The following is a 22744-nucleotide window of genomic DNA, read 5'->3' as shown; positions in this document are numbered from 1 at the left end:
TCAGGTGACATGGGGGACGGGCCGGACGGGCTTTGACCTAGGCTACTTACTTCTCAAACGCGCCCTCCGCGCCCGTCGTTGTTTCTCCTTAGTTGGCAAACCGGTCATTGCCTGTTGAGCATTTCTCTTTGTCTCTAGGTAATCGCGAAAAGCGGGATTTACTTCCCAGAGCATCTTCTGCATCTCATTCCAGCGGGGCTTGGAGACGAGGAAGGGATCGTCCTCGGATCGCACATGCCGAAATTCATCTCGCTCCCCGGTGTCCGACACACGAGCGTTTAGGACGTTCGCAACATATAAGAATCGCCATAAGTCAAATATGTCGACCTCTAAATTAGGTTTTATAGTGCGCCCATATAGAGTTATTCCAAATTGACTTGCGGCACTGGTCAAATGTGACTTGGCCGACTCGGCGGTCATTCTAAATCCACCCTCAGAATATTCAACCTGTGAAAAGGTTCTAAGTATATCTTCGGCTCTCGGGCATTCAAGTTCAAATTCTTGACCGAAAAGTCGCGCGCGATCCTCTGAAAATCTGGGCATTACAGTCTGAAATGTAGTCTCGTTGATCTTTGAAATGTGCTGTTTGTTTGAAGCGTGATCGGCTAATTGACTGATAAGCTGGATGGCGTCGCGAGGTCTTTGCCGAGATCGGACGAGTACAAGGTCAATCCATGAGCGGGGTGTTTCACTGTTTGGTGGCCTTGCAGCTGCACCCTCAAAGAAGGTGGTCCACATTTCGGTGCCGCCACCGCATTCGGCGCTCGCAAGTTTCAATCGTGTTTCAATAATTTCTTTAATGAGTTTGTCGCTTGATGATAGGTTGACAACTAGGTTGGTGAAATGATCGGTTTGATCTCGCTGGGCTGAAGATTCACGTTTCAACCTCTCCCACACCTCTTCACGCAGGCTAACCACGCATCGGAGCTGCGGTATGTCGGATGCAAGCTCGCGAGCTGCCAAGATGAGACCCCAAATCCTATTTAAGTGACCTGGCCTATCCGGATTTGCGATTTGATCAGTATCATCGATAAACAAATGGAAGCGTTCATCCTTCACCCTCCTCCCGATGGCTTCCTCTAATTCCTTCCGAGTTACCGCCGTAAATTCTGGAAGAATCTGCGTAAGATCGACTTTGATGAGGGGTTTGGCAATCTTCGGGAGGGATCGTGCTAATTTACCGATCAAATCTGAGCTCAGATGACCTGATCGGATCGCTTCATTGTAAATGATCGCTTCATCGCCTAACGCTAAACCCTGACGGTTCTCCGCCAATTTGCTAGCAATCGCACTTAGAAGGAGTGGTTGAAATCTATGTTTAAGCTCACCAATTGAATCATTTTCACCGAGTCCTGATGCGTCCAGATCGGATGGCCGTATAAGAACTGAAGGAACCTTTTGTCTATCAAGTATTCTGGTCGCCACCTCAATTATTGCGCTTTTCCCCGTTCCTTTGCGGCCAACCAAAAGGTAAGGGTTTCCCGCGCGCGGCGAGAGTATGCGAGGAAAGTCGCTGACATATACAAAAACACGCTCTTGTATTTGCCTTTCTCCCTCCGCCGTGCCCGATGGAAACCAACTTTGAAGAGTTTCTAGATTTTGGCCCATGTGATGCTTGACCGAGTCCATGATCGCGGTGGCGAGGGTTGAGGCAGTTTAGCTTTCAGGCGGCGGGGCAACAACTATACCCTCTATGGCTCAGCATATCCTCGCTAAGATAAACCGGCCGCTGTCACCGATATTCACGCGGCCGCTTTCTACACGCCGAGGGTTCGCTTAGTGCTAGCGCCGATCCCTGCTTGCATGAGGTCGGTCTTCCCACCTCACACCCGCAGGGGCATCAGCACGTAGCGCACGCCGGGGTCGACGGGGTCGAGCACCAGGGTGGGGGAGGCGGGGTCGGCGAAGCGGAACTCGGCCATCTCGCCCTGGATCTGGCCGGCGACGTCGAGCAGGTAGCGGGCGTTGAAGCCGATCTCGAAGGGCTCGCCGTCGTAGTCGATCTCGACCTCCTCGACGGCCTGGCCGGCCTCCATGTTGCGCACGGTCAGGATCACCTTGCCGGGCTCCAGCGCCAGCTTCACCGAGCGCGACTTCTCCGCCGAGATCGTCGCCACCCGGTCCACCGCCGCGGCGAACAGGGCGTTGTCGATCATTGCGACCTTCTGGTTGTCGCGCGGGATCACCCGCATGTAGTCGGGGAACGAACCGTCGATCACCTTGCTGGTCAGCGCCGCGCGGCCGCCGAACTCGAACCGCACCTTGGCGGGGGAGAGCTGCAGCTGCACCGTCTCGCCGGCGTCCTCCAGCAGGCGGCGCGCCTCCTGGATGGTCTTGCGCGGCACGATCACGCCCGGCGCGCCGATGGCGCCCTCGGGGGCGGGCATTTCGGCGAGCGCCAGGCGGTGGCCGTCGGTGGCCACGGCGCGCAGCTTGGTCTGGCCGTCCTCGGTGACGGTGTGCAGATACAGGCCGTTCAGGTAGTAGCGCGTCTCTTCGGTGGAGATGGCGAAGCGGGTCTTGTCGATCAGCCGCATCAGGTCGGCGACGTCGACCTCGATCGGCGGCGACAGGCCGTCCGACGACATCACCGGGAAGTCGCCGGCCGGCAGCACCGGCAGGTTGAAGCGCGAGCGGCCGGCCCGGATCGACAGGCGCGGGTCGTCGCCGGCGAAGCTGAGCTCCACGTCCGCGCCCTCGGGCAGCTTGCGCACGATCTCGTAGAGGGTGTGGGCCGGTGCGGTGATCTGGCCGCCCGTGCTCACCTGGGCGCTCGTCTGGTCGACGATCTCCATGTCCAGGTCGGTGGCCGACAGGGTCAGCGCGCCCCCCTCCGCCGACATCAGCACGTTGGATAGGATCGGAATCGTATTGCGGCGTTCCACTACGCTCTGCACGTGGCCGAGCGCCTTGATCAGGGCGGAGCGCTCCATCGTCAGCTTCATCGCGTCGTCCGGTCAGGCGCGGGACTCAAGCTGAGTCCCGTCAAGTCGAGGGTCGCAGAGACTAGCCGAAACCCTGGCGGGCGAAAGGGGGCGGTTGGCCTTCCTTGCACGAAATCCCTGAGCCCGCGCGGATTCGTCCCGCGTGCGGCCCCAGGCGCGGCATGGACATCGGCTGGCGGTCGGTTATTGCCAGCCTTCCATGCCCATTTCCGTCCGCGCCGCTTACCAGGAACGCCTGAGCCAGGGCGAGATCACCCCTGACGCCGCCCAGGCGGCGGCCGTCGAGGCGCTCGCCCGGCTGGAGGGCGAACTGAACGCCCTGGCCGAGCCCGGCTTCAGCCTGCCGTTCCTGCAGCGCCGACGCGAGGCGCCGCGCGGGGTCTACCTCTACGGGCCGGTGGGGCGGGGCAAGTCCATGCTGATGGACCTGTTCTTCGACTCCGCCCCGGTGACGCGCAAGCGCCGGGTGCACTTCCACGCCTTCATGGCCGAGATCCACGGCCTGATCGACATGTGGCGCAAGGGCGATCCGGCCGCGCGCAAGGCGGCTTTCGGCCTGGCCAAGGGCGATGATCCCATCGCGCCCACCGCCGGCCATGTGGCGGGCCAGGCCCAGTTGCTCTGCTTCGACGAGTTCCATGTGGTCGACATCGCCGACGCCATGATCCTGGGGCGGCTGTTCGAGGCGCTGTGGGCGCGCGGCGTGGTGATTGTGGCCACCTCCAACCGGGCGCCCGACGCGCTCTATGAAAACGGGCTGAACCGTCAGCTCTTCCTGCCCTTCATTGGGGAGCTGAAGGCGCGCATGGACGTGGTGCGGGTGGCCGGGCCCAAGGACTTCCGCCTGGATCGCCTGAAGGGCCAGCAGGTCTATTTCTCCCCGATCGAGGCCGAGACCCGGGCCGCGTTCGACGCCTTGTGGGCCAGCCTCACCGACGGCGTGGCCGAGACCGGTGAGACGCTGGAGGTGACCGGGCGCAAGATCCGCCTGCCGCATACGGTCGGCGGACATCTGCGCTCGAGCTTTGTCAGCCTGTGTGCGGCGAACCTGGGCGCGCAGGACTACCTGGCCGTCGCCAGCCACTTCCACACGGTGTTCCTGGAGGATGTGCCCTTGCTCACCGTCGACCGGCGCAACGAGGCGGCGCGGTTCGTGTCGCTGGTGGATGCGCTGTACGAGGCGAAGGCCAAGGTCGCGGTGCTGGCCGAGGCGGAGCCGGGGTCGCTCTATCCCGCCGGCGACGGTTCGTTCGAGTTCGAGCGGACGGTGTCGCGGCTGGAGGAGATGCGCTCGGCGGACTACATCGACGCCGCGCGGGATTAGTCCATTGTATTTGTTGGCGTTTTTGCCCGGCGGGATTCGACTCCCGTCGGGCGACGCGTCGTGCGGCCTAGTGGGCGAAGGCGCCCAGGGCCAGCAGGGGGAGAACCGCCAGGAGCAGCGTTCCCGCAGTTGCGAAACGATCGGTCATGTTGAACAGCTTGTTGGTCATTTTCTTATCCTTAGAGAGGCCTTGTCCGTCCCACCTTGGCTGCCACTCTTCGGTAGCTTGTTCCCTCCTCAAACACGAAACAGGAAGAAACAACCCCGGCGGAACCGGATGACGGGTATATGGTCCCCCGCTCCTTTAAAGTCGAATTAAATTGCTGCAATGCACGCGGAGGTGTGGCGATAAAGCGACACCGGGTGTGTCCGCCGCACGTTCAGCCCCCTCTGGGCGCCGAGCCGTGGCCGGACATCGCAGTGGGAAGCATCGACTGCGCGTGCTAGCCGAGGGGCCTATGGCTCGAACTGTCCTCAGACGCCTGTCGCTCACCGATTTCCGCTCCTACACCGAAGCGACGCTGGAGCTGGACGGCCGGCCCGTGGTGCTGTTCGGTCCCAACGGGGCGGGCAAGACCAACCTGCTGGAGGCCGTCTCCTATCTGGCGGCGGGCAAGGGGCTGCGCGGCGCGTCGACGGCGGAGCTTGGACGGCGGGCGCCTGGGGAGGCGTTCGGGCGCGCCTGGAGCGTGGCGGCCCTGGTCGAAGGACCCGAGGGGGTGCTGCGCCTGGGCACCGGCGTGGAAAGCCCGGGCGGCGCATCTCCGCCGTCCCGCCGTATTGTGCGCATGGAGGGCGAGACCGTTCCGCCGGGCGCTTTAAGCGACGTGGTGCGCCTGGTCTGGTTGACGCCGGCGCAGGATCGCCTGTTCCTCGAGGGCGGGACCGAGCGGCGGCGCTTCCTCGACCGGCTGGTGTTCGCCGCCGAGCCTGCCCACGCCACCCACGCCAACGCCTATGACAAGGCGATGCGCGAGCGGATGCGGCTGTTGACCGACGGCCCGGCCGATCCGGTCTGGCTCGACGCGCTGGAAACGCGGCTGGGTCTGGCCGGCGCCGAGGTCGCCGCCGCGCGCGCCCGCACCGTGGACACGCTCCAGTCTGAGATCGCCGGGCGTGCGGACCGACCGTTCCCTGGGGCGAGGCTTGAGCTTTCCGGCGATTGGGGGCGACCGTCGCCCGACACATCTCTGCCCGATATGGCGGAGCGTCTGCGGGAAACCTTGGCTCGCGCCCGGTCCCGCGACGCCGCCGCGGGTCGTGCGCTGACGGGGCCGCATCGCACCGATCTGAGGGTTATCCACGTCGAAAAGGACCGCCCTGCGGCGGAGTGTTCCACCGGCGAGCAGAAAGCCTTGATCCTGAACCTCGTCCTGGCCCAGGCGGCGCGATTGTCTCGTGCAGAATCGGCGCCGAACCCTATATTGCTATTGGACGAGGTTGCGGCGCATCTGGACGTGAAACGGCGCGCCGCCCTGTTCGAGGAGATCACGGCGCTGGGCTTGCAAGCCTTTCTCACCGGCACCGACCGGGCGCTGTTCGAAGACCTTACGACCTGGGGGCAGGGGGTGCGTGTGGACGCCTCCGTCCTCGGGCCGATGGAAGACTGAAGGACCGAATGAGCGATCAACTTCCCGACGCCCCCGAAACCACGGGGAACGGCGAGTACGGTGCGGAATCGATCCGCGTGCTGAAGGGCCTGGACGCGGTGCGCAAGCGTCCCGGCATGTATATCGGCGACACCGACGACGGGTCGGGCCTGCACCACATGGTCTACGAGGTGGTCGACAACGCCATCGACGAGGCGCTGGCCGAATACGCCACCCACGTCCAGGTGACGCTGAACGCCGACGGCTCCTGCACCGTGATCGACGACGGGCGCGGCATCCCCACCGACATCCACCAAGGCGAAGGCATCTCGGCGGCCGAGGTGATCATGACCCAGCTCCACGCCGGCGGTAAGTTCGACCAGAACAGCTACAAGGTCTCCGGCGGCCTGCACGGCGTGGGCGTGTCGGTGGTCAACGCCCTGTCCGACTTCCTCGAGCTGAAGATCTGGCGCGACGGCAAGGTGCACGAGATGCGCTTCGAGCGGGGCGACGCGGTCTCGCCGCTGAAGATCACCGGCGACGCGCCCCTGCGCGAGAACGGCAAGTTCCTGACCGGGACCAGCGTCACCTTCCTGCCCTCGATCCGCACGGGTCCAGGCGAGGACGACGGCACCTTCCTGGCCATCGAGTTCGATCGCAAGACGCTGGAGCACCGGCTGCGCGAACTGGCCTTCCTGAATTCCGGCGTGGTGATCCGCTTTAAGGACCTGCGCGACGCCGAGCCGTTTGAAGAAGTGATGCGCTACGAGGGCGGGATCGAGGCCTTCGTGCGTCACCTGGACAAGTCCAAGGCCGCGATCCTGAAAGTGCCGATCGCGGTGCGCGGCCGTCGTGAGCGGGTCGAGGTCGACCTCGCCCTGTGGTGGAACGATAGCTACCACGAGCAGATGCTCTGCTTCACCAACAACATCCCCCAGCGCGACGGGGGCACCCACTTGGCCGCCTTCCGCGCGGCGCTGACGCGGGTAGTGGGGAGCTATGTCGAGAAGTCGGGCGTGGCCAAGCGCGAGAAGATCAGCGTCTCCGGCGAGGACGCGCGCGAAGGCCTGACCTGCGTGCTGTCGGTGAAGATCCCCGACCCCAAGTTCTCATCCCAGACCAAGGACAAGCTGGTCTCCTCCGAGGTCCGTCCGGCGGTGGAAGGCCTGGTCTCCGAAGCGCTAAGCCAGTGGTTCGAGGAACACCCCAACGAAGCCAAGCTGATCGTCACCAAGATCGTCGAGGCCGCCTCAGCCCGCGAAGCCGCCAAAAAGGCGCGCGAACTGACCCGGCGCAAGTCGGCGCTCGACATCACCTCGCTGCCCGGAAAGCTGGCGGACTGCCAGGAGCGCGATCCGGCCAAGTCCGAGCTGTTCATCGTCGAGGGCGACAGCGCCGGCGGCTCGGCCAAGCAGGGCCGCAACCGCGAGAACCAGGCTATCCTGCCGCTCAAGGGCAAGGTGCTCAACGTCGAGCGCGCCCGCTTCGACAAGATGCTGTCGTCCGACCAGATCGGCACCCTGATCACCGCGCTGGGCGCCGGGATCGGACGCGACGACTTCGACATCGAGAAGATCCGCTACCACAAGATCATCATCATGACCGACGCGGACGTGGACGGGGCGCACATCCGCACCCTGCTGCTGACCTTCTTCTATCGGCAGATGCCGCTGGTGATCGAGCGCGGCTATCTCTACATCGCCCAGCCGCCGCTCTACAAAGCCGCCAAGGGCAAGTCGTCGCGCTATCTCAAGGACGACGGCGAGATGGCCGCCTTCCTGTTCGACGAGGGTGTGGACGGCGCAGCGCTGGACCTGGCCAACGGCGAGCGCCGCACCGGCGCGGACCTGGGCCAACTCGTCCGCGACGCCCAGGCGGCCAAGCTGTTCATCGATCGGTTGTCGTCGCGCGCACCGGCCTTCGCCATCGAGCAGGCGGCGCTCGCCGGCCTGTTCGGCGAGGGCGGCGATGTCGCCAAGGCGGCCATGCGGCTGAACCTCTATGCCGAAGAGGGCGACGGCCAGTGGACCGGCGAGGCCGCCCAAGGCGAGGGCGGCCACGGGTTCGGGCCGGGCGGCTATGTGTTCTCGCGTATCCGGCGCGGGGTGTCCGAGCGGATCGTGCTGGACGATCTGCTGATCCACTCCGCCGACGCGCGGCGCCTGATCGATCGTGCGCCGGCGCTCGCGGCCAGCTTCGCCGAGCCGGCGGTGTTCACGCGCAGGGACCAGTCGCGCACCGTTCGCGGGCCGCTGGATCTGGTGGCCTCGGTGATGGACGCGGGCCGCAAGGGCCTGAGCATCCAGCGCTACAAGGGCCTGGGCGAGATGAACGCCGAGCAACTTTGGGAAACCACGCTGGACGCCAACGCCAGGACCCTGCTCCAGGTGAAGGTGACCCACGCCGACGACGCCGACGACATGTTCTCCAAGCTGATGGGAGACCTGGTGGAGCCCCGCCGAGAGTTCATCCAGGAAAACGCGCTCGACGCGGCGGTGGACGTCTAAGGCGGAGGCTAAGGGCTCAAGCACTGGGCCCGGCCAACGGGCGCAGGCTAGCTGCGTGCCCAAGCTTTGCGGGAACCAAGCTGGGCTTTAAGCGCTCCTGTACCTAGGACTGAGGAGAGCTATCTATGAAGACCCTAGCCATCGCGGCCGCAGCCGCCGCTATGATGCTGACGGCGGCGCCCGCTTTCGCTTCGCCGGCGTCCGTGGTGCCCGACACGGCCCACAATATCGTCCGCGGCACGGGCCATATCGTGAAGGGCACCTATCGCGGCGTCGCCCATCAGGTCGGCAACGCCGGCTACGCCGTCCGCTCGACTGGCCACAGCATCGGCCATGGCGTGCGCCGTCTGACCGGCCATCATCATCGTCACCACTACGTCCACACCCACACCTCGAACTAAGGACTGCGGCGCGCCGAGTACGCGGTCGTTTCCTCAGGAGGCGGACGAGGTGCTCGGCGGAACCGTCGAGCTTGGTTCGCTTTTAGCCCTCGGGCGGGTGCAGCGAAGGACGACGGGAAATGCTGAAGACGGTTTTGGCCGTGACGGCCATCGGGGCGGCGACGCTCATGGCGAGCGCCCCCGCGCAAGCGCGCGGCGGCGGCGTCAAAGTGGGTACGCTCACCTGTCATGTCGGCAGCGGCTGGGGTTTCGTCGTGGGCTCTTCACGGCCCTTGGCCTGCGTGTTTTCTCCTACCCGTTATCGAACCGAGCGCTACATCGGCTCGATGTCCAAGTTCGGCATGGACATCGGGTACAAGCGCTCGGGCACGCTGGTCTGGGCGGTGTTCAATCCGACCGATCGCCTTGGACCGGGCGATCTGCACGGCCACTACGGCGGGTTGACCGCCAGCGCCACGGTGGGTGTCGGCCTGGGGGCCAACGCCCTCATCGGCGGTTCCACCCACACCGTGACGCTCCAGCCCCTCAGCATTGAGGGCAACACCGGTCTGAATGTGGCTGCTGGGATCGGCGCGCTGGACCTGCGTTATGCTTCCGATTCCAGAAGGTATGTCGGCCCTTCGCCCACGCGGTTGCACCACCATCGTCGCCACTGCGACTGTCATTAAGCCATGCTGTGACGTAAGCGGCTCGATCGGTTATGGTCTGGCCAGCGCCTAAGCGGGCGTTGGCTAGGCGCACGGCCGATCGGCCGTGGATATGGGAGACACGGCAGTGGGACTCTTCGACAATCTCAGCGGCATGGTTCAGGGTGCCCTCGGTCAGCAGGGCGAAGGCGAACAGGCCGGCGGCGCGATGGGCATCATCAGCAGCCTGCTGCAGCAGGGCGGCGGCCAGGGCCAGAGCAGCAACATCGTCGGCGCCTTGCTCGGCGGCGGCGGAGCCCAGGACGGTTCGGCCCAGGGCGGCGCGGGCGGCGGCATGGCCGGCATGCTCGAGACCCTCGCAGCCAACGGCCTGTCCGAGCATGTGGGCTCCTGGCTCGGCGGCGCCAACAATCTGCCGGTCTCGCCCCAGCAAATCCACGATGCGCTCGGTAGCGACCAAGTGCAGCAGATGGCCAACGCCAGCGGGCTGCCCGTGGGCGATTTCCTCAAGCACCTGGCCGACCATCTGCCCCAGGCCGCTTCCGAAGCTTCGGGCACGGCCGACAGCGACAGCTGATCGCGAGGATAGCCGAACCGTCGCCATTGCCTTGGCGGCGGTTCACCGCTAGAAAGCTCGGCTCTCCGGAACCGCCTGGCCATTGGCATGCCATGGCGGTTCGTCATGCTTGTTAGAAGGGCGGTCGGAAACGACCGCATGCAAAATGCCGAAGTTGAAGACCAAGTCGGGCGCCAAGAAGCGCTTCAAGATCACCGCCTCGGGTTTGGTGAAGGCCGGCGTCGCCGGCAAGCGCCACCGTCTGATCAGCCATAATTCCAAGTACATCCGCACCAATCGCGGAACCAAGGTCATGGCCGCCTCGGACACGCCGAAGATCAAGTCCTTCATGCCTTACGGCTGATCGACTCGGCCCTCGGTTTTCCCATTCCAGACACAGGTGAGATGATATGGCCCGCGTGAAGAGGGGCGTGACCGCCCACGCCCGGCACAAGAAAGTTCTAGAACAGGCGAAGGGCTTCTATGGCCGTCGCAAGAACACCATCCGCACCGCCAAGGCGGCGGTGGATCGCGCGGGGCAGTACGCCTACCGCGACCGCAAGATCAACAAGCGCAATTTCCGCTCGCTGTGGATCCAACGGATCAACGCAGCGGCGCGCCTGGAAGGCTTCACCTATTCGCAGTTCATCCATGGCCTGAACTTGGCCAACGTGGAAATGGACCGCAAGGTGCTGGCCGACATCGCCGGCAGCGACCCGGTCGCTTTCAAGGCGATCGCTGATCAGGTCCGCACCGCCCTGGCCGCCTAAGCCAACGATTACATTGCCGATTAGCTGAAGGCGCGCTCCAACCGGAGCGCGCCTTTTGCATGTCTGGGCATCAATACCGGTACGTCAGCTCCGCCACCACGGTGCGCTGGGGAAAGGGGTGGAACAGGTAGTAGCTGCGATCGGTCAGGTTATCGACGCCGACATCCCCGGTCAGATGCGGATCGATGACGTAGCGGGCGTGCAGATCCATGACGAAGTAGCTTCCGAAGCCGGTGAAGGTGTCGGCCACGTGATCGGAGTTGTCGATGGTCCCGAACGAACGGTCGCTGTAGCGTCCTGAGGCGGTGAAGCTGATCTTCTGCGTCGGTCGCCAGGTCGCGGTCGCCGCACCCCGTAGTCTCGGCAGCTGCGGGATCTGCTTGCCGACCGCCGCCGGGAAGCCGCTGTCGGCCTGGATCTGGGAGTCGACATAGGTGATCCAGCCGGACACCTCGACGCCGGGCAGTCCGACATCGCGTTCCTCGCCGACTAGCTCGGCCCCCTGGGCGCGGGTGCGGCCGACGTTCTGCACGAAGCTGAACAGGCCGGTCTGGCCCGGCAGGGTTCCGCTTTGCGAGAGCAGGGCGTTGTCGACATGCTCCTCGAACAGGGACAGCCGCAGCATGGCCTTGGGCCAGGTCCGCTGCGCCGACAGTTCCTCCGACACCGCGTCTTCCGGTTTCAGGTTCGGGTTGGGGATGGTGACCAGGGGCCCGGTGGTGATCGCTTGGTACAACTCCTCCACCGTCGGGAAACGGTAGGCGCGTCCGATCGAGGCGGTGAACCGCCAGTCGGGCCGGGGCGTGAAGGCCAGCACCGCCTTGGGTGAGAAGGCGTCGTGCGACAGGCCGGGCTGTTTGACGCTCTGGTTCGAGGCGAGGTTGGCGTTCAGGCCGTCATAGGCGTCGAAGTGCTCGTAACGCCCACCGACCGTAAGCGTCAGCAGGGACGCAAGGCGGATATCGTCCTGGGTCCAAAGCGCGTTGGTCTGGGTCTTGCCCTTGCCCAAGGTCGCGGTCGCGCCCGCCCCGCCGTCGACCCAGTTGGCTGTGTTGTACTTGGGGTTCTCGAGCTGGAAGCGGTCCTGGTGCACCCCGAAGCTGATCCGGTTCGCGCCGAGCAGACCGCCCTGTGGCCGCCATACGCCCTGCGCATCCAGGGTGTACCAGCCTGTGCCGTCGAGCGAGGTGATGGTTCCCGGGCCGCCGGCGTTCGCGCCGGGCAGGGCGCCGGTGGGCATGCGCTGACGGTCCTTCAGATAGTCGTAGGTGCTGGCCGTCAGGCTCCAGTCGAACACGCCGCCGGTGTGGGAGTTCAGGGCGAAGCTCTGGGCGAGGTGATCTTCCTCCAGATGGTAGCGGTCGTTGGAGAAGGCGCTGGCGGGCACCGTCGTCGGCAGGCCCGCTATATTGAGCGCGCCGGCGAACACCTGCGCCCCGGAAGCGTTGCGCAGGTAGCTCTGGTCGACGGCGTTATCCAGATTGCGGAAGAAGCCCACGGTGTAGGCGGCGCTCAAGCTGGGCGAGATGTCGTAACCCAGCTTTAGATTCAGGTTGTCCTCCGTCTGGTGCTCCAGCCCGCCGACGCCCAGCAGGGCGACCGGGGCGCCGGTACGGTTGATGGTGGCGATGGCCCCGGCGACTGGCGTCCCGCCTGAACCCGGTGTTCCGGCCAACGGGGCTGTGACGTCGAATAGGGGCTGGCCTTCGGTGTCGAGATGCTGGGCGCTCAGGCGGAAGGAGAAGGCGCCGATGCGGTCGCCCACCGAACCGCTCACCCGCCCGGTCGGGAAGGTTTCGTGGGTCGAGAAGTGATCGAAGTCCTGCCAGGCGCCTTCCACGCTCGCCTGGGCTTCGAAATGCTCGGGCATGCGGGTGGTGATCTGCACCACCTCACCAATGGAGTTTCCCGGGAACGCCGCGGAATAGGGACCGTACATCACCTCGATCCGGTCCACCGACTCCGGGGACGTCAGTCCCCAGCGCGGCGAGGCGTTGGTGTTGTTGTTGCCGATCAGGGCCGAGACCAGCACGCCGTCGACATAGACCAGGCTGCGCGCGCTTTCGCCGACGCCCGAGGTGCGGGTGGTGATCGGGTCCTGGGTGTCGCCGACGTGGCGCTGGCGGATCATCACGTCCGGCAGGTACTTCAGCAGGTCTTCAACCGTCGAGACGTTGGTGGTTTCGCGGGCCTGCTGGGCGTCCAGGGTGACGGATGCGCCGGGGAATGGCGCTTGATCGGTTCCGGTCCGAGACTGGGTGACGACCACGGGGGACACGGTGGTTGGGACGTCGAGGTCTGAGGCGTAAGCCGGGGTGCAGGCGGTGGCGGCCGCAAGCGCAAGGGCGCTGGCGGAGCCGAAGATGGTACGGGACATGGAACGTGCTCCCAGCCGGAGACGCGGCTGGCGTCCGGCGTGTGACGTGGACACGTGCAGGCTGGAGCCCGCACGCTGGCGCTTCAGGCGTCGGACGTCGTGGGTGGAGCGTGGGAAGGCGGCGGCGGGGCGGCGAGGCCAAGGCCCGGAGCCAGGTAGGCGATACGCTTGCCGGGCTCGGCGCTCAGCGCGACACGGGCCGGTAGGCGTGCGTTTAGGGGCGGTGGCGGCGGGGCGGCGGTGTGGCCGGCGAAGGCGCAGGCGCTGTCGTTATGGGAGCGGGCCGGCGCCTTGTCCTTTCCGGTCCAGAGCGTCAACGGGCCCTGGCCGGTGCAGATGACCAGCGGGAAAGCCCCCGCCCGCTCGGCGCCGGAGACCATGAAGCCGGGAGGAGCGATGACCCGCACGAACAGTGCGATAAGGGCCAGGGCGATAAGACCGCCGCGCCAAACGCCCTGTGCTTTCCGCATCATCTCCACGGCGCCGCCTTTAGACCTGTCTTGCCTGATGCGAAAGCGGGCATCCGCCACAGAGATCGGCGCCGCAAAAATATCTTCAATTTTGTGCTGTTCGTTGGGAACCGGCTAAGCTTCTTTTGCGTATGGCGAAAAGACGACGGGAGAGGTGCGTCTCCGTTCAGCGGTGTCAGCCGGGCCCAAGGCGTGATCACGTGTTTGGGATAGCGTCTGGATCGATGTGCGGCTAAAGCGATAAGCGAGGTTTGGCGCGATGCACATCGCATTACGATCGCCTCGGGAGATGCCTTTAGGGGCGATACAGTCGGCGGCGCGGGCGTAGGCGCAAAGGAAACGCCGGCGCGAAAAGGACAGGATTGATGGCTAGCGGTACGGTCAAGTGGTTCAATACGGCGAAGGGTTTTGGGTTCATCCAGCCCGATGACGGCGGGCAAGACATCTTCGTGCATGTCTCCGCCGTGGAACGCGCCGGTTTGAGTGCGCTGGACGAAGGGCAAACGGTCTCCTTCGATCTTGAGCAGGACGCCCGCTCGGGCAAGACGGCGGCTGGCAACCTCGAGGTTACCGGACAGGCCCCCGGTGGCGGCGCCCGATCGTCAGCCCCTCGTAGCGGCCCCGGCGGTCCGCGTGGCCCCGGTGGCGGTGGCGGTGGCGGTGGCGGCTTTGGCCGTGAGCGCGGCGGCTTTGGTGGCGGCGGCGGCGGTGGTTACGGCGGCGGCGGTGGCGGCGGTTACGATCGCGGCGGCGGCGGCGGCGGTGGCTTCGACCGCGCGCCCGCGCCTCGCGGCCAGTCGATGGGCTCCGGCAGCGGCAAGGTGAAGTGGTACAACGCCACCAAGGGCTTCGGCTTCATCCTGCCCGACGAGGGCGGCCCGGACATCTTCGTGCACGTTTCGGCGGTTGAACGCGCCGGCCTCAACGCCCTGAACGAGGGCCAGCAAGTCGCCTACGATCTCGAACAGGACCGCCGCACCGGCAAGACTTCGGCGGGCAACCTGCGGGTCACGGGCTAGGCATCGGTTTCGATTTGAGCTGCGCGCCGCCCGGTTCGACTGGGCGGCGCGTTTTCGGCTTACGCGTCTTCTTCTGTGGTCTTTGGCAGCTTCTCGGCCATGCCGAGCAACGCTTCCCGGCGGTCCATCTCGGCCCAGACCGCGTCCGGGTCTACGCCTAGCGCCGACCAGAGCACCGACAGATTGTAGAAAAGGTCGACGCTTTCGTTGATCAGGGCCTCGCGGTTGCCGATCGCGCCTTCGATGGCGACCTCGGCCGCCTCTTCCACCACCTTCTGCGCCATCTTCGCCGGACCCGAGGCCAGCAATTTGAGCGTGCGGGGGCTTTCGCGTACGCCGCGCCGCACGTCGTCGATCGCCGTCGCCAAGACCTTCAGGCGATCGGGCGCCGGGAGGGCCGGGAGAGGCTTGGGCGTTTTCACCTTTTGCTTGGGCAATGGCGGCGGCCTCCATCCGTATACGGACGAATCGGCGCGGGAGTGAATCGCGCCAAGGTTGATGATGAGCTGCTGTGGCGACGTTTACGTGACGCGCCGAGCCTAGGCTGAGGCGGGTTGAACCGTTGCCGACGCCGCGGGTTCCCCGGCGTCGGCCAGGAACTTCTTCACCGCGCGGGCGGCCTGGCGGATGCGGTGCTCGTTCTCGACCAATCCGATCCGGACATAGCCTTCGCCGTATTCTCCGAAGCCGAGGCCCGGCGCCACGGCCACGCCCGCTTCCTCGATCAGGCGTTTGGAGAATTCCATCGAGCCCATGTTGTGGAACTTCTCCGGCAACGGCGCCCAAGCGAACATGGAGGCGGGCGGCGAGGGGATGGTCCAACCGGCCCGGCCCATGCTTTCCACCAGGCAGTCGCGCCGTCCTTTATAGATCGCCCGGATCTCGGCGACGCAGTCCTGAGGGCCGTTGAGCGCGGCGGCGGCGGCGACCTGGATCGGCGTGAAGGTCCCGTAGTCGAGATAGGACTTCACCCGCGCCAGCGCCGCGCAGATGCGCGCATTGCCCACCACCATGCCCACCCGCCAGCCAGCCATGGCGTAGGTCTTGGACAGGCTGTTGACCTCCACCGCCACGTCCTTGGCCCCTTCGACCTGTAGGATCGAGGGCGGCGGGTTGTCGTCGAAGTAGATTTCCGAATAGGCCACGTCGGACAGCACCAGAAGCTCGTGCTTGCGGGCGAGCCGGATGATCTCGCGATAGAAGTCCAGATCGACCCACTGGGCGGTAGGGTTGGACGGGTAGGAGACGATCAGCACCGAGGGCTGGGGCGCGGAATGCTTCACCGCCCGGTCGATCCCGGCCAGGTACTGCTCGGGCGACAGGGCGGGCACGTGGCGGATCACCCCGCCGGCCATGATGAAGCCGTAGGCGTGGATCGGGTAGGCGGGGTTGGGACAGATGATCACGTCGCCGGGCGCGGTCAGGGCCTGGGCCAGGTTGGCGAAGCCCTCCTTGGACCCCATGGTGGCGATCACCTCGGTGTCCGGGTCCAGCTTCACCCCGAACCGGCGGTCGTAGTATCCGGCCATGGCGCGGCGCAGCCCGGTGATGCCTTTGGACGCCGAATAGCGGTGGGTCTTGGGCTTCTGCACGGTCTCGATCAGCTTCTCGACCACGTGCGGGGGCGTGGGCATGTCGGGATTGCCCATGCCGAAGTCGATGATGTCGACGCCCGTTGCGCGCAACCGGGCCTTGAGGCGGTTGACCTCTTCGAACACGTAGGGCGGAAGGCGGCGGATCTTGTGGAAGTCGGGCTGCATGGGACGGACTTGGGTCGGAGGAGCGGCGGGGCCGAACGCCTCGCCCTTCGACAGGATGAGACGTTCGGTGGCTAAAGGATAGGGAAGGCCGGTTACAGCCTTGCAGCGATCTTCCCTGCGGTCGCCTGGGTTCCCAGCTTTCCGCCGAGATCGCCCGTGAACTCACCCGCGACGATGGCGGCGGCGACGGCCACCTCGACCGCGTCGGCCTCGGCCTTCAGCTTCAGACCATAGCGCAGTAGCATGGCGGCGGATCGGATCGCGCCGATGGGGTTGGCCTTGTCCTGGCCGGCGATGTCGGGCGCGCTGCCGTGGATCGGCTCGAACAGGCCCGGACCGCTTGAGCCCAGCGAGGCGGAGCCCAACAAGCCGATGGAGCCGGAGAACACGCTGGCCTCGTCGCTGAGGATGTCGCCGAACATGTTCTCGGTCACGATCACGTCGTAGTCGCGCGGGTTGGTGATCAGCTTCATCGCCGCGCTGTCGACCAGGCCGTGGTCCAGTGTCACGTCGCTGTAGTGGTCGCGGTGCAGGCGTATGACGGTCTCGCGCCACAGCCGGCTGGTCTCCAGCACATTGGCCTTGTCGATCGAGGTCAGCTTGCCGCGACGGCCGCGCGCCGCCTCGAAGCCGATCCTAGCCACCCGCTCGATCTCCTCGACCGAATAGGTGCACAGGTCCGACGCCGTGGTCGCGGTGCGGGTACGCTCGCCGAAATAGACCCCGCCGGTCAGCTCGCGCACGATCAGGATGTCGACGCCGCGCACGGCCTCGGCCTTCAGCGGTGAGCGGTCGATCAGGGCGTCGTCGACGGTGGCGGGACGCAAGTTGGCGAACAGGCCCATGGACTTGCGGATGGCCAGCAGGCCCTGTTCGGGCCGCTTGGGCGCCAGGTCCCACTTCGGGCCGCCGACCGCGCCCAGGAACACTGCGTCGGACTTCACGCAGGCGTCGAGCGTCTCGGCGGGCAGGGGCTCGCCGGTCTGGTCGATGGCGATCCCGCCGATCCGGTGCTCGGCGAAGGCGAAGTCGTGGCCGAACTTCGTCGCGACGGCTTCCAGCACGAGGCGCGCGGCGCGGGCGACCTCCGGACCGACCCCGTCCCCGGGAAGCAGGACGATGCTGTGGCGGCTCATGCGGCGTGCTCGCGTTCGAAGGCTTCGATGGTGGGGACCCGAGCGATCAGCCAGCCTAGGGTGTCGACGCCCTCCAGCATGCATTCGCGCGAGAACGGCTCCACGGTGAAGCGGACCACGTGGTTGCCCATGCGCAGCTCATTGGCCTGCAGATCGATAGTGACCTGCTCGCCGGGATGTTCCAGCAGGCGCGCGTGGGTCTCCTCGTCCACCACCACGGGCAGCAAGCCGTTCTTCAGGGCGTTGGAGGTGAAGATGTCGGCGATCTCGGTGGAGACCACGGCGTGGAAACCGAAGTCGGTCAGCGCCCAGGGCGCGTGCTCGCGCGACGAGCCGCAGCCGAAGTTGCGTCCCGCCACCAGCACCCGATGTTCGTCGGCGTCGACGGTGTTGAGGATGAAGTCGTCCTTGGTCTTCCCGTCCGGCGTGTAGCGCCAGTCGTAGAAGGCCTCGCGCCCCAGCCCGATCTTGGTTGTGGTGGTGAGGAAGCGGGCGGGGATGATCTGGTCGGTGTCGATATTGTCCTGGGGCAGCACCACGGTGCGCGAGGTCAGGACCTTGAACGGTTCCATGGGCTGGTCCTCAGGCCGCGGTGTCGAGATAGGGACGGGGATCGGCGACGCAGCCGGCGACGGCGGCCGCCGCCGCGCTGGCCGGGCTAGCCAGGATGGTGCGTGCGCCCGGGCCCTGCCGACCCTCGAAGTTCCGGTTCGAGGTCGACACCGCCAGCTGGCCGGGACCGACCTGGTCGCCGTTCATGGCGATGCACATCGAGCAGCCGGCCAGACGCCACTCCGCGCCGGCGGCCAGGAACACCTTGTGCAGGCCCTCGGCCTCGGCGTCGCGGCGCACCTGCTCGGAGCCCGGCGCCACCAGTACGCGCACGCCCGGCGCCACCTTGCGGCCCCTGAACACCTCGGCGGCGGAGCGCAGGTCGCCCAGCCGGCCGTTGGTGCAACTGCCGATGAACACCACGTCCACCGGCTGGCCCGCCAGCGGCTTGCCAGCCTCGACCTCCATATAGGCGAGAGATTTGCGCGCAGCGGCGGTCTGGGCCGCCGGCACGGGCGCGTCGATGGCGATGGCGGCGTCCGGGGTGGTGCCCCAGGTGGCCATGGGCGCGATCTTGGACGCGTCCAGGCGGATCTCGCGGGCGAAGGTCGCGCCGGGGTCCGAGGCCAGGGCCAGCCAGCGCTCGGCCGCCTTGTCGAACTCCGCGCCCTTCGGCGCTTCTTGGCGGCCGCGCAGCCAGTCCAGGGTGACGGCGTCCGGCGCGATCATGCCGGCGCGCGCGCCGGCTTCGATCGACATGTTGCAGACGGTCATCCGACCTTCCATGTCCAGAGCCCGGATCGCCTCGCCGGCGTATTCCAGCACCGCCCCGGTGCCGCCGCCGAAACCGAGTTCGGCGATGATGGCCAGCACCATGTCCTTGGCCGACACGCCCTTGGACAGCTTGCCATCGACGGTGATCCGCACCGCCTTGGCCTTGCGCTGGAGCAGGGTCTGGGTCGCCAGCACGTGGCCGACCTCTGAGGTGCCGATGCCGAAGGCCAGGGCCCCGAACGCCCCGTGGGTCGCGGTGTGGCTGTCGCCGCAGACCACCGTCATGCCCGGCTGGGTCACGCCCAGCTCCGGCCCGATGACATGGACGATGCCGCGCTCGGGGCTATCCCAGCCATAGAGGCGGATGCCGTGCTCAGCGCAGTTGCGCTCAAGCTGGCGGACCTGGTTCTTGGCGTCGGCGGTGGCGTAGGGCCGCTCCCCGTCCGGCCCGGCAGGCAGGGTGGGAGTGGAGTGGTCCATAGTGGCCACGGTGCGGTCGGGGCGGCGCACCTTGCGGCCCAAAGCCTCCAGCGACGAGAAGGCCTGGGGCGAGGTCACTTCGTGCACCAGATGCAGGTCGATATAGAGCACGGCGGGGCGCTCGACCGTTTCGGGCTCTACGACGTGGGCGTCGAATACCTTGTCGTACAAGGTCTTTGGAGTGTTCATCGGGATCAATCCGCCAGGGCGGCTTGCTTGGGGGACGATGCGGCGTGGCCGTCGCTGTGGACTGGCTCCAGCCAGCCCCAGCGGTCCTCGGTGGTCCCGTTGAATAGGCCGTGGAAGGCTTGTTGCACCTTGTGGGTGATCGGTCCGCGACCGCCGCAGCGCACCTCGATCCCGTCCACCGAGCGGATCGGGGTGATCTCGGCGGCGGTGCCGGTCATGAAGATCTCGTCGGCGAGGTAGAGCGCCTCGCGCGGCATGGCCTGTTCCACGATCGGGACCGACCAGGTCTCGGCCAGCTTCAGCACCGTGTCGCGCGTGATCCCCTGCAGGATCGAGGAAGAGGACGGCGGCGTCATCAGCTTGCCGTCCTTGATCACGAACAGGTTCTCGCCCGCGCCTTCCGACAGCCGGCCGTCGGTGCCGAGCCCGATGCCTTCGGCGAAGCCGCGGTCGCGCGCCTCGCGTCCGATCAGGTAGCTGGACAGGTAGTTGCCCCCGGCTTTGGCGGCGGTCGGCACGGTGTTGGGGGCCAGGCGGAACCAGGAGGAGATGCAGACGTCCACCCCCTTCTCCAACCCTTCCTCGCCCAGGTACGCGCCCCAGGGGAAGGCGGAGATCGCGACGTCGACCGGCGCATGGCCGGGCTTGGGCACCACGCCCATGCCGCACTCGCCCAGGAAGGCGACGGGGCGGATGTAGGCGCTTTTCAGCCCGTTGGCGGCGGTGATCGCCTTGCAGGCGGCGATGATCTCGGCTTCGGCGAAGGGCGGCTGGTAGCCGTAGATGCGCGCGGAGTCGAAGAAGCGCCGGATGTGGTCGGTGAGACGGAACACCATCGGGCCCTTGGGGGTGTCGTAGACCCGGATGCCCTCGAACACCGAGGTGCCGTAGTGCAGGCCGTGGGTCATCACGTGCACCTTGGCGTCGCCCCAGGGCTTGATCTCTCCGTTCATCCAGATGTGTTCGGCCAAGGGCTTCATTGTCTTTACGCCTGGTTTGGCGGGACGGCTGGGCGTCCCGGCGATGAATTGGATTGTATGGGACGATATGAGGTCAAGAAAAAGCCCGCTGCGGCGGGCCGGAGCGGGCGGGGCGTCTCGAGTGGGCGGTTCGGCCCGTCTGCTACGAGATCGTCACGCTCCGGCGGCCTGAGCGAGCACGGCTACGCGTACGCCAGCGAGGAGGCTGGCGGTGGCGGCGAGGGTGCTAAGTCGAAGGGCGGACATCGCCATCTCGGGTCCCGGTGGGCAGGTTCGATATCCGTCCTCTAAAACACATTCAGGCGACGACGCAAACGGGTTTCTGAGCCTTTCGCGAAACAGTCGTGCTCATTTCGGCTCTAGGGTGAACGGCAAGGGGCACAAACTTGCGTTGAGGGCTTTTGCGAAGCTTGCCACTCAGAGGTGTTTGGGGCATTCAAGATGCATGACCGCCTTCGGACCCGAAGCGACCTTGCCCCTGCGCCTCCTGCGCAGCGCATCCGGCTGCCGGGCTCTCGGCCTCCTTCGACTTACCCGCCCCTGAGCGGAACGCCGGGCTGAGGCCCGAGCGCTCAGGGGACGCCGTCCGGCGATAGCGAACGCATCCGGGCGACCGAAGCAGCAGGCGAAACCCTATTCCAGGCGACCACGACCCATGACCATTCAGCATCCCAACTTCGGCGCTATCGCCGACGACCGCGTCATCATCTTCGACACCACCCTGCGCGACGGCGAACAGTCGCCGGGCTTCTCCATGACCCTGACCGAGAAGGTCCGCATGGCCGAGGCCCTGGCCGAGCTGGGCGTGGACGTGATCGAGGCGGGCTTCCCCATCGCCTCCAACGACGACTTCGAGGCCGTGCGCCGCATCGCCGAGGTCGTACGCGGCCCGGTGATCTGCGGGCTGAGCCGCGCGGCTCCGGGCGACATCGTCCGCGCCGCCGAGGCGCTGAAGGGGGCCGAGCGTCGCCGCATCCACACCTTCATCTCCACCAGCGCGCTGCATATGAAATACAAGCTGCGCATGGAGCCGGACGCGGTGCTGGAGGCGGTGGTCGCCTCCGTAACCCTGGCGCGCCAACATTCCGACGACGTGGAGTGGTCGGCCGAGGATGGCACCCGCACCGACATCGACTTCCTGTGCCGCGCGGTCGAGGCTGCGATCAAGTCCGGCGCCACCACCATCAACATCCCTGACACGGTGGGCTATGCGGCGCCGGAGGACCTGACGCGCATCTTCTCCACCGTACGCGAGCGCGTACCTGGGGCGGACGCGGTGATCCTGTCGGCTCACAACCACAACGACCTGGGCTTGGCGGTCGCCAACACCATGGCCGCCATCGCCGGTGGTGCGCGGCAAGTGGAAGGCGCGATCAACGGCATCGGCGAACGGGCGGGCAACTGCTCGATCGAAGAGGTGGTGATGGCCATGCGCACCCGGCCGGACGCCTATCCCTATGTGCACAACATCGAGACCACCAACATCCTGAAGACCTCGCGCCTGCTGTCGACCATCACCGGCTTCGACGTGCAGCCGAACAAGGCCATCGTCGGGCGCAACGCCTTCGCCCACGAGAGCGGTATCCATCAGGACGGGATGCTGAAGAACGCCGCCACCTATGAGATCATGACCCCGGAAAGCGTCGGCTGGACCAAGTCCAACCTGGTGCTGGGCAAGCATTCCGGCCGCGCCGCCTTCCGCGACAAGCTGGTGCAGCTGGGCTACGGCGAGATCGGCGACAACCGCCTGAACGAGGCCTTCCGCCGCTTCAAGGATCTGGCCGACCGCAAGAAGACCGTGTTCGAGGACGACATCATCGCCCTGATCGACGAGACGGTGGTGCGCGACCATGAGCGCGTCCGCTTCGTCAGCCTGGAGGTGCGCGCGGGCTCCAAGGGACCCTCGCGGGCCGAGCTGGAGCTGATGGTCGACGGCGTGACCCACACCGCCGAGGCCCAGGGCGACGGCCCGGTGGACGCCGCCTTCAACGCCATCCGCACCGTTTTCCCGCATGAGGCGACGCTGGCTCTGTTCTCCATCGGGGCGGTCACCGAGGGCACCGACGCCCAGGCCCGCTGCACCGTGCGCCTGGAGGAGAACGGCCGGCTGGTGGACGGGCAGGGCTCCGACACCGACACCATCGTCTCCGCCGCCCTGGCCTATGTTCATGCGCTCAACAAGCTGCTGGTCAAGCGCGAGCGGCGCGAGCCGGAGGCGATGTCGGCTTAGGGGCTGTTTCTGTTCCTTCCCCTCGAAGGGGGAAGGGC

At 66.1% G+C, this 22744-nt stretch carries 20 protein-coding genes and 1 pseudogene; 11 read left to right on the top strand and 10 right to left on the bottom strand.

Translation table 11 applies throughout. The annotated features are described in order from the left end of the window. Window positions 1-42: 42 nt before the first annotated feature. A complete protein-coding gene (locus GSQ87_RS10605) occupies window positions 43-1629 on the bottom strand; it encodes a P-loop ATPase, Sll1717 family (protein ID WP_158915421.1) in 1587 nt (528 codons plus the stop codon). A gap of 194 nt (window positions 1630-1823) precedes the next feature. Beyond that, window positions 1824-2945 carry a DNA polymerase III subunit beta gene (gene dnaN, locus GSQ87_RS10600; protein WP_158915420.1) on the bottom strand — a complete coding sequence of 374 codons (1122 nt, stop codon included), beginning with the start codon at window positions 2943-2945 and terminating at the stop codon, window positions 1824-1826. Window positions 2946-3144: 199 nt separating this feature from the next. Here dnaN and zapE point away from each other — a divergent pair, with 199 nt between their 5' ends. From zapE to rplT, 8 genes are all read left to right on the top strand, one after another. Then, window positions 3145-4269: a cell division protein ZapE gene (gene zapE, locus GSQ87_RS10595; protein WP_158915419.1), complete on the top strand. Its 1125-nt coding sequence runs from the start codon at window positions 3145-3147 to the stop codon at window positions 4267-4269. A gap of 458 nt (window positions 4270-4727) precedes the next feature. Beyond that, window positions 4728-5879 carry a DNA replication/repair protein RecF gene (gene recF, locus GSQ87_RS10590; protein WP_158915418.1) on the top strand — a complete coding sequence of 384 codons (1152 nt, stop codon included), beginning with the start codon at window positions 4728-4730 and terminating at the stop codon, window positions 5877-5879. Between the two features lie 8 nt (window positions 5880-5887). Next, window positions 5888-8365 (top strand): DNA topoisomerase (ATP-hydrolyzing) subunit B, encoded by a 2478-nt coding sequence (gene gyrB / locus GSQ87_RS10585; RefSeq protein WP_158915417.1) that lies wholly within the window; start codon window positions 5888-5890, stop codon window positions 8363-8365. Between the two features lie 125 nt (window positions 8366-8490). Beyond that, window positions 8491-8766 (top strand): hypothetical protein, encoded by a 276-nt coding sequence (locus GSQ87_RS10580; protein WP_158915416.1) that lies wholly within the window; start codon window positions 8491-8493, stop codon window positions 8764-8766. A gap of 119 nt (window positions 8767-8885) precedes the next feature. Next, the gene (locus tag GSQ87_RS10575; RefSeq protein ID WP_158915415.1) at window positions 8886-9434 is read left to right on the top strand and encodes a DUF992 domain-containing protein; all 549 of its coding nucleotides are present in this window, start codon (window positions 8886-8888) and stop codon (window positions 9432-9434) included. Between the two features lie 106 nt (window positions 9435-9540). Beyond that, a complete protein-coding gene (locus tag GSQ87_RS10570) occupies window positions 9541-9990 on the top strand; it encodes a YidB family protein (RefSeq protein WP_158915414.1) in 450 nt (149 codons plus the stop codon). Between the two features lie 145 nt (window positions 9991-10135). After that, complete coding sequence (rpmI, locus tag GSQ87_RS10565) at window positions 10136-10333, top strand: 50S ribosomal protein L35 (RefSeq protein ID WP_158915413.1); 198 nt, start codon at window positions 10136-10138, stop codon at window positions 10331-10333. 46 nt (window positions 10334-10379) lie between these two features. Next, window positions 10380-10739: a 50S ribosomal protein L20 gene (gene rplT / locus GSQ87_RS10560; protein WP_158915412.1), complete on the top strand. Its 360-nt coding sequence runs from the start codon at window positions 10380-10382 to the stop codon at window positions 10737-10739. 70 nt (window positions 10740-10809) lie between these two features. Here the strand turns inward: rplT and GSQ87_RS10555 are convergent, their stop codons facing one another. Both GSQ87_RS10555 and GSQ87_RS10550 read right to left on the bottom strand, forming a co-directional pair. Continuing rightward, window positions 10810-13116 carry a TonB-dependent receptor gene (locus tag GSQ87_RS10555; RefSeq protein WP_158915411.1) on the bottom strand — a complete coding sequence of 769 codons (2307 nt, stop codon included), beginning with the start codon at window positions 13114-13116 and terminating at the stop codon, window positions 10810-10812. Window positions 13117-13199: 83 nt separating this feature from the next. Next, window positions 13200-13589, bottom strand: a complete 390-nt coding sequence (locus GSQ87_RS10550) for a hypothetical protein (protein WP_158915410.1) — start codon at window positions 13587-13589, stop codon at window positions 13200-13202. A gap of 362 nt (window positions 13590-13951) precedes the next feature. Here GSQ87_RS10550 and GSQ87_RS22735 point away from each other — a divergent pair. Then, window positions 13952-14152, top strand: a pseudogene (locus GSQ87_RS22735) (cold-shock protein); the annotation flags it as partial. 234 nt (window positions 14153-14386) lie between these two features. Further along, window positions 14387-14605, top strand: coding sequence for a cold-shock protein (locus GSQ87_RS22730; protein WP_254063136.1), 219 nt, complete (start codon window positions 14387-14389; stop codon window positions 14603-14605). A gap of 59 nt (window positions 14606-14664) precedes the next feature. On the opposite strand, the gene hisE is transcribed toward GSQ87_RS22730, so the two are convergent. From hisE to GSQ87_RS10515, 6 genes are all read right to left on the bottom strand, one after another. Continuing rightward, entirely contained in the window at window positions 14665-15042 is a 378-nt protein-coding gene (gene hisE / locus GSQ87_RS10540; protein ID WP_216839206.1) for a phosphoribosyl-ATP diphosphatase, read from the bottom strand. A 102-nt stretch (window positions 15043-15144) separates the two neighbouring features. Continuing rightward, entirely contained in the window at window positions 15145-16365 is a 1221-nt protein-coding gene (locus tag GSQ87_RS10535; protein WP_158915408.1) for an LL-diaminopimelate aminotransferase, read from the bottom strand. A gap of 92 nt (window positions 16366-16457) precedes the next feature. Continuing rightward, a complete protein-coding gene (gene leuB, locus GSQ87_RS10530) occupies window positions 16458-17501 on the bottom strand; it encodes a 3-isopropylmalate dehydrogenase (protein ID WP_158915407.1) in 1044 nt (347 codons plus the stop codon). Further along, a complete protein-coding gene (gene leuD, locus GSQ87_RS10525; RefSeq protein WP_158915406.1) occupies window positions 17498-18073 on the bottom strand; it encodes a 3-isopropylmalate dehydratase small subunit in 576 nt (191 codons plus the stop codon). The genes leuB and leuD overlap by 4 nt, the downstream gene beginning before the upstream one ends. Window positions 18074-18083: 10 nt before the next feature. Beyond that, entirely contained in the window at window positions 18084-19496 is a 1413-nt protein-coding gene (leuC, locus tag GSQ87_RS10520; RefSeq protein WP_158915405.1) for a 3-isopropylmalate dehydratase large subunit, read from the bottom strand. Between the two features lie 5 nt (window positions 19497-19501). Next, window positions 19502-20476: a branched-chain amino acid transaminase gene (locus GSQ87_RS10515; RefSeq protein ID WP_158915404.1), complete on the bottom strand. Its 975-nt coding sequence runs from the start codon at window positions 20474-20476 to the stop codon at window positions 19502-19504. 655 nt (window positions 20477-21131) lie between these two features. On the opposite strand from GSQ87_RS10515, the gene GSQ87_RS10510 reads away from it, so the two are divergent. Further along, window positions 21132-22706 (top strand): 2-isopropylmalate synthase, encoded by a 1575-nt coding sequence (locus GSQ87_RS10510; RefSeq protein WP_158915403.1) that lies wholly within the window; start codon window positions 21132-21134, stop codon window positions 22704-22706. Window positions 22707-22744 lie beyond the last annotated feature (38 nt).

The organism is Caulobacter sp. S45, assembly GCF_009765965.1.
Lineage (GTDB): Bacteria > Pseudomonadota > Alphaproteobacteria > Caulobacterales > Caulobacteraceae > CAHJWH01.
Note: the sequence above shows the minus strand (reverse complement) of the source record. Positions and strands in the feature narration are given on the sequence as shown.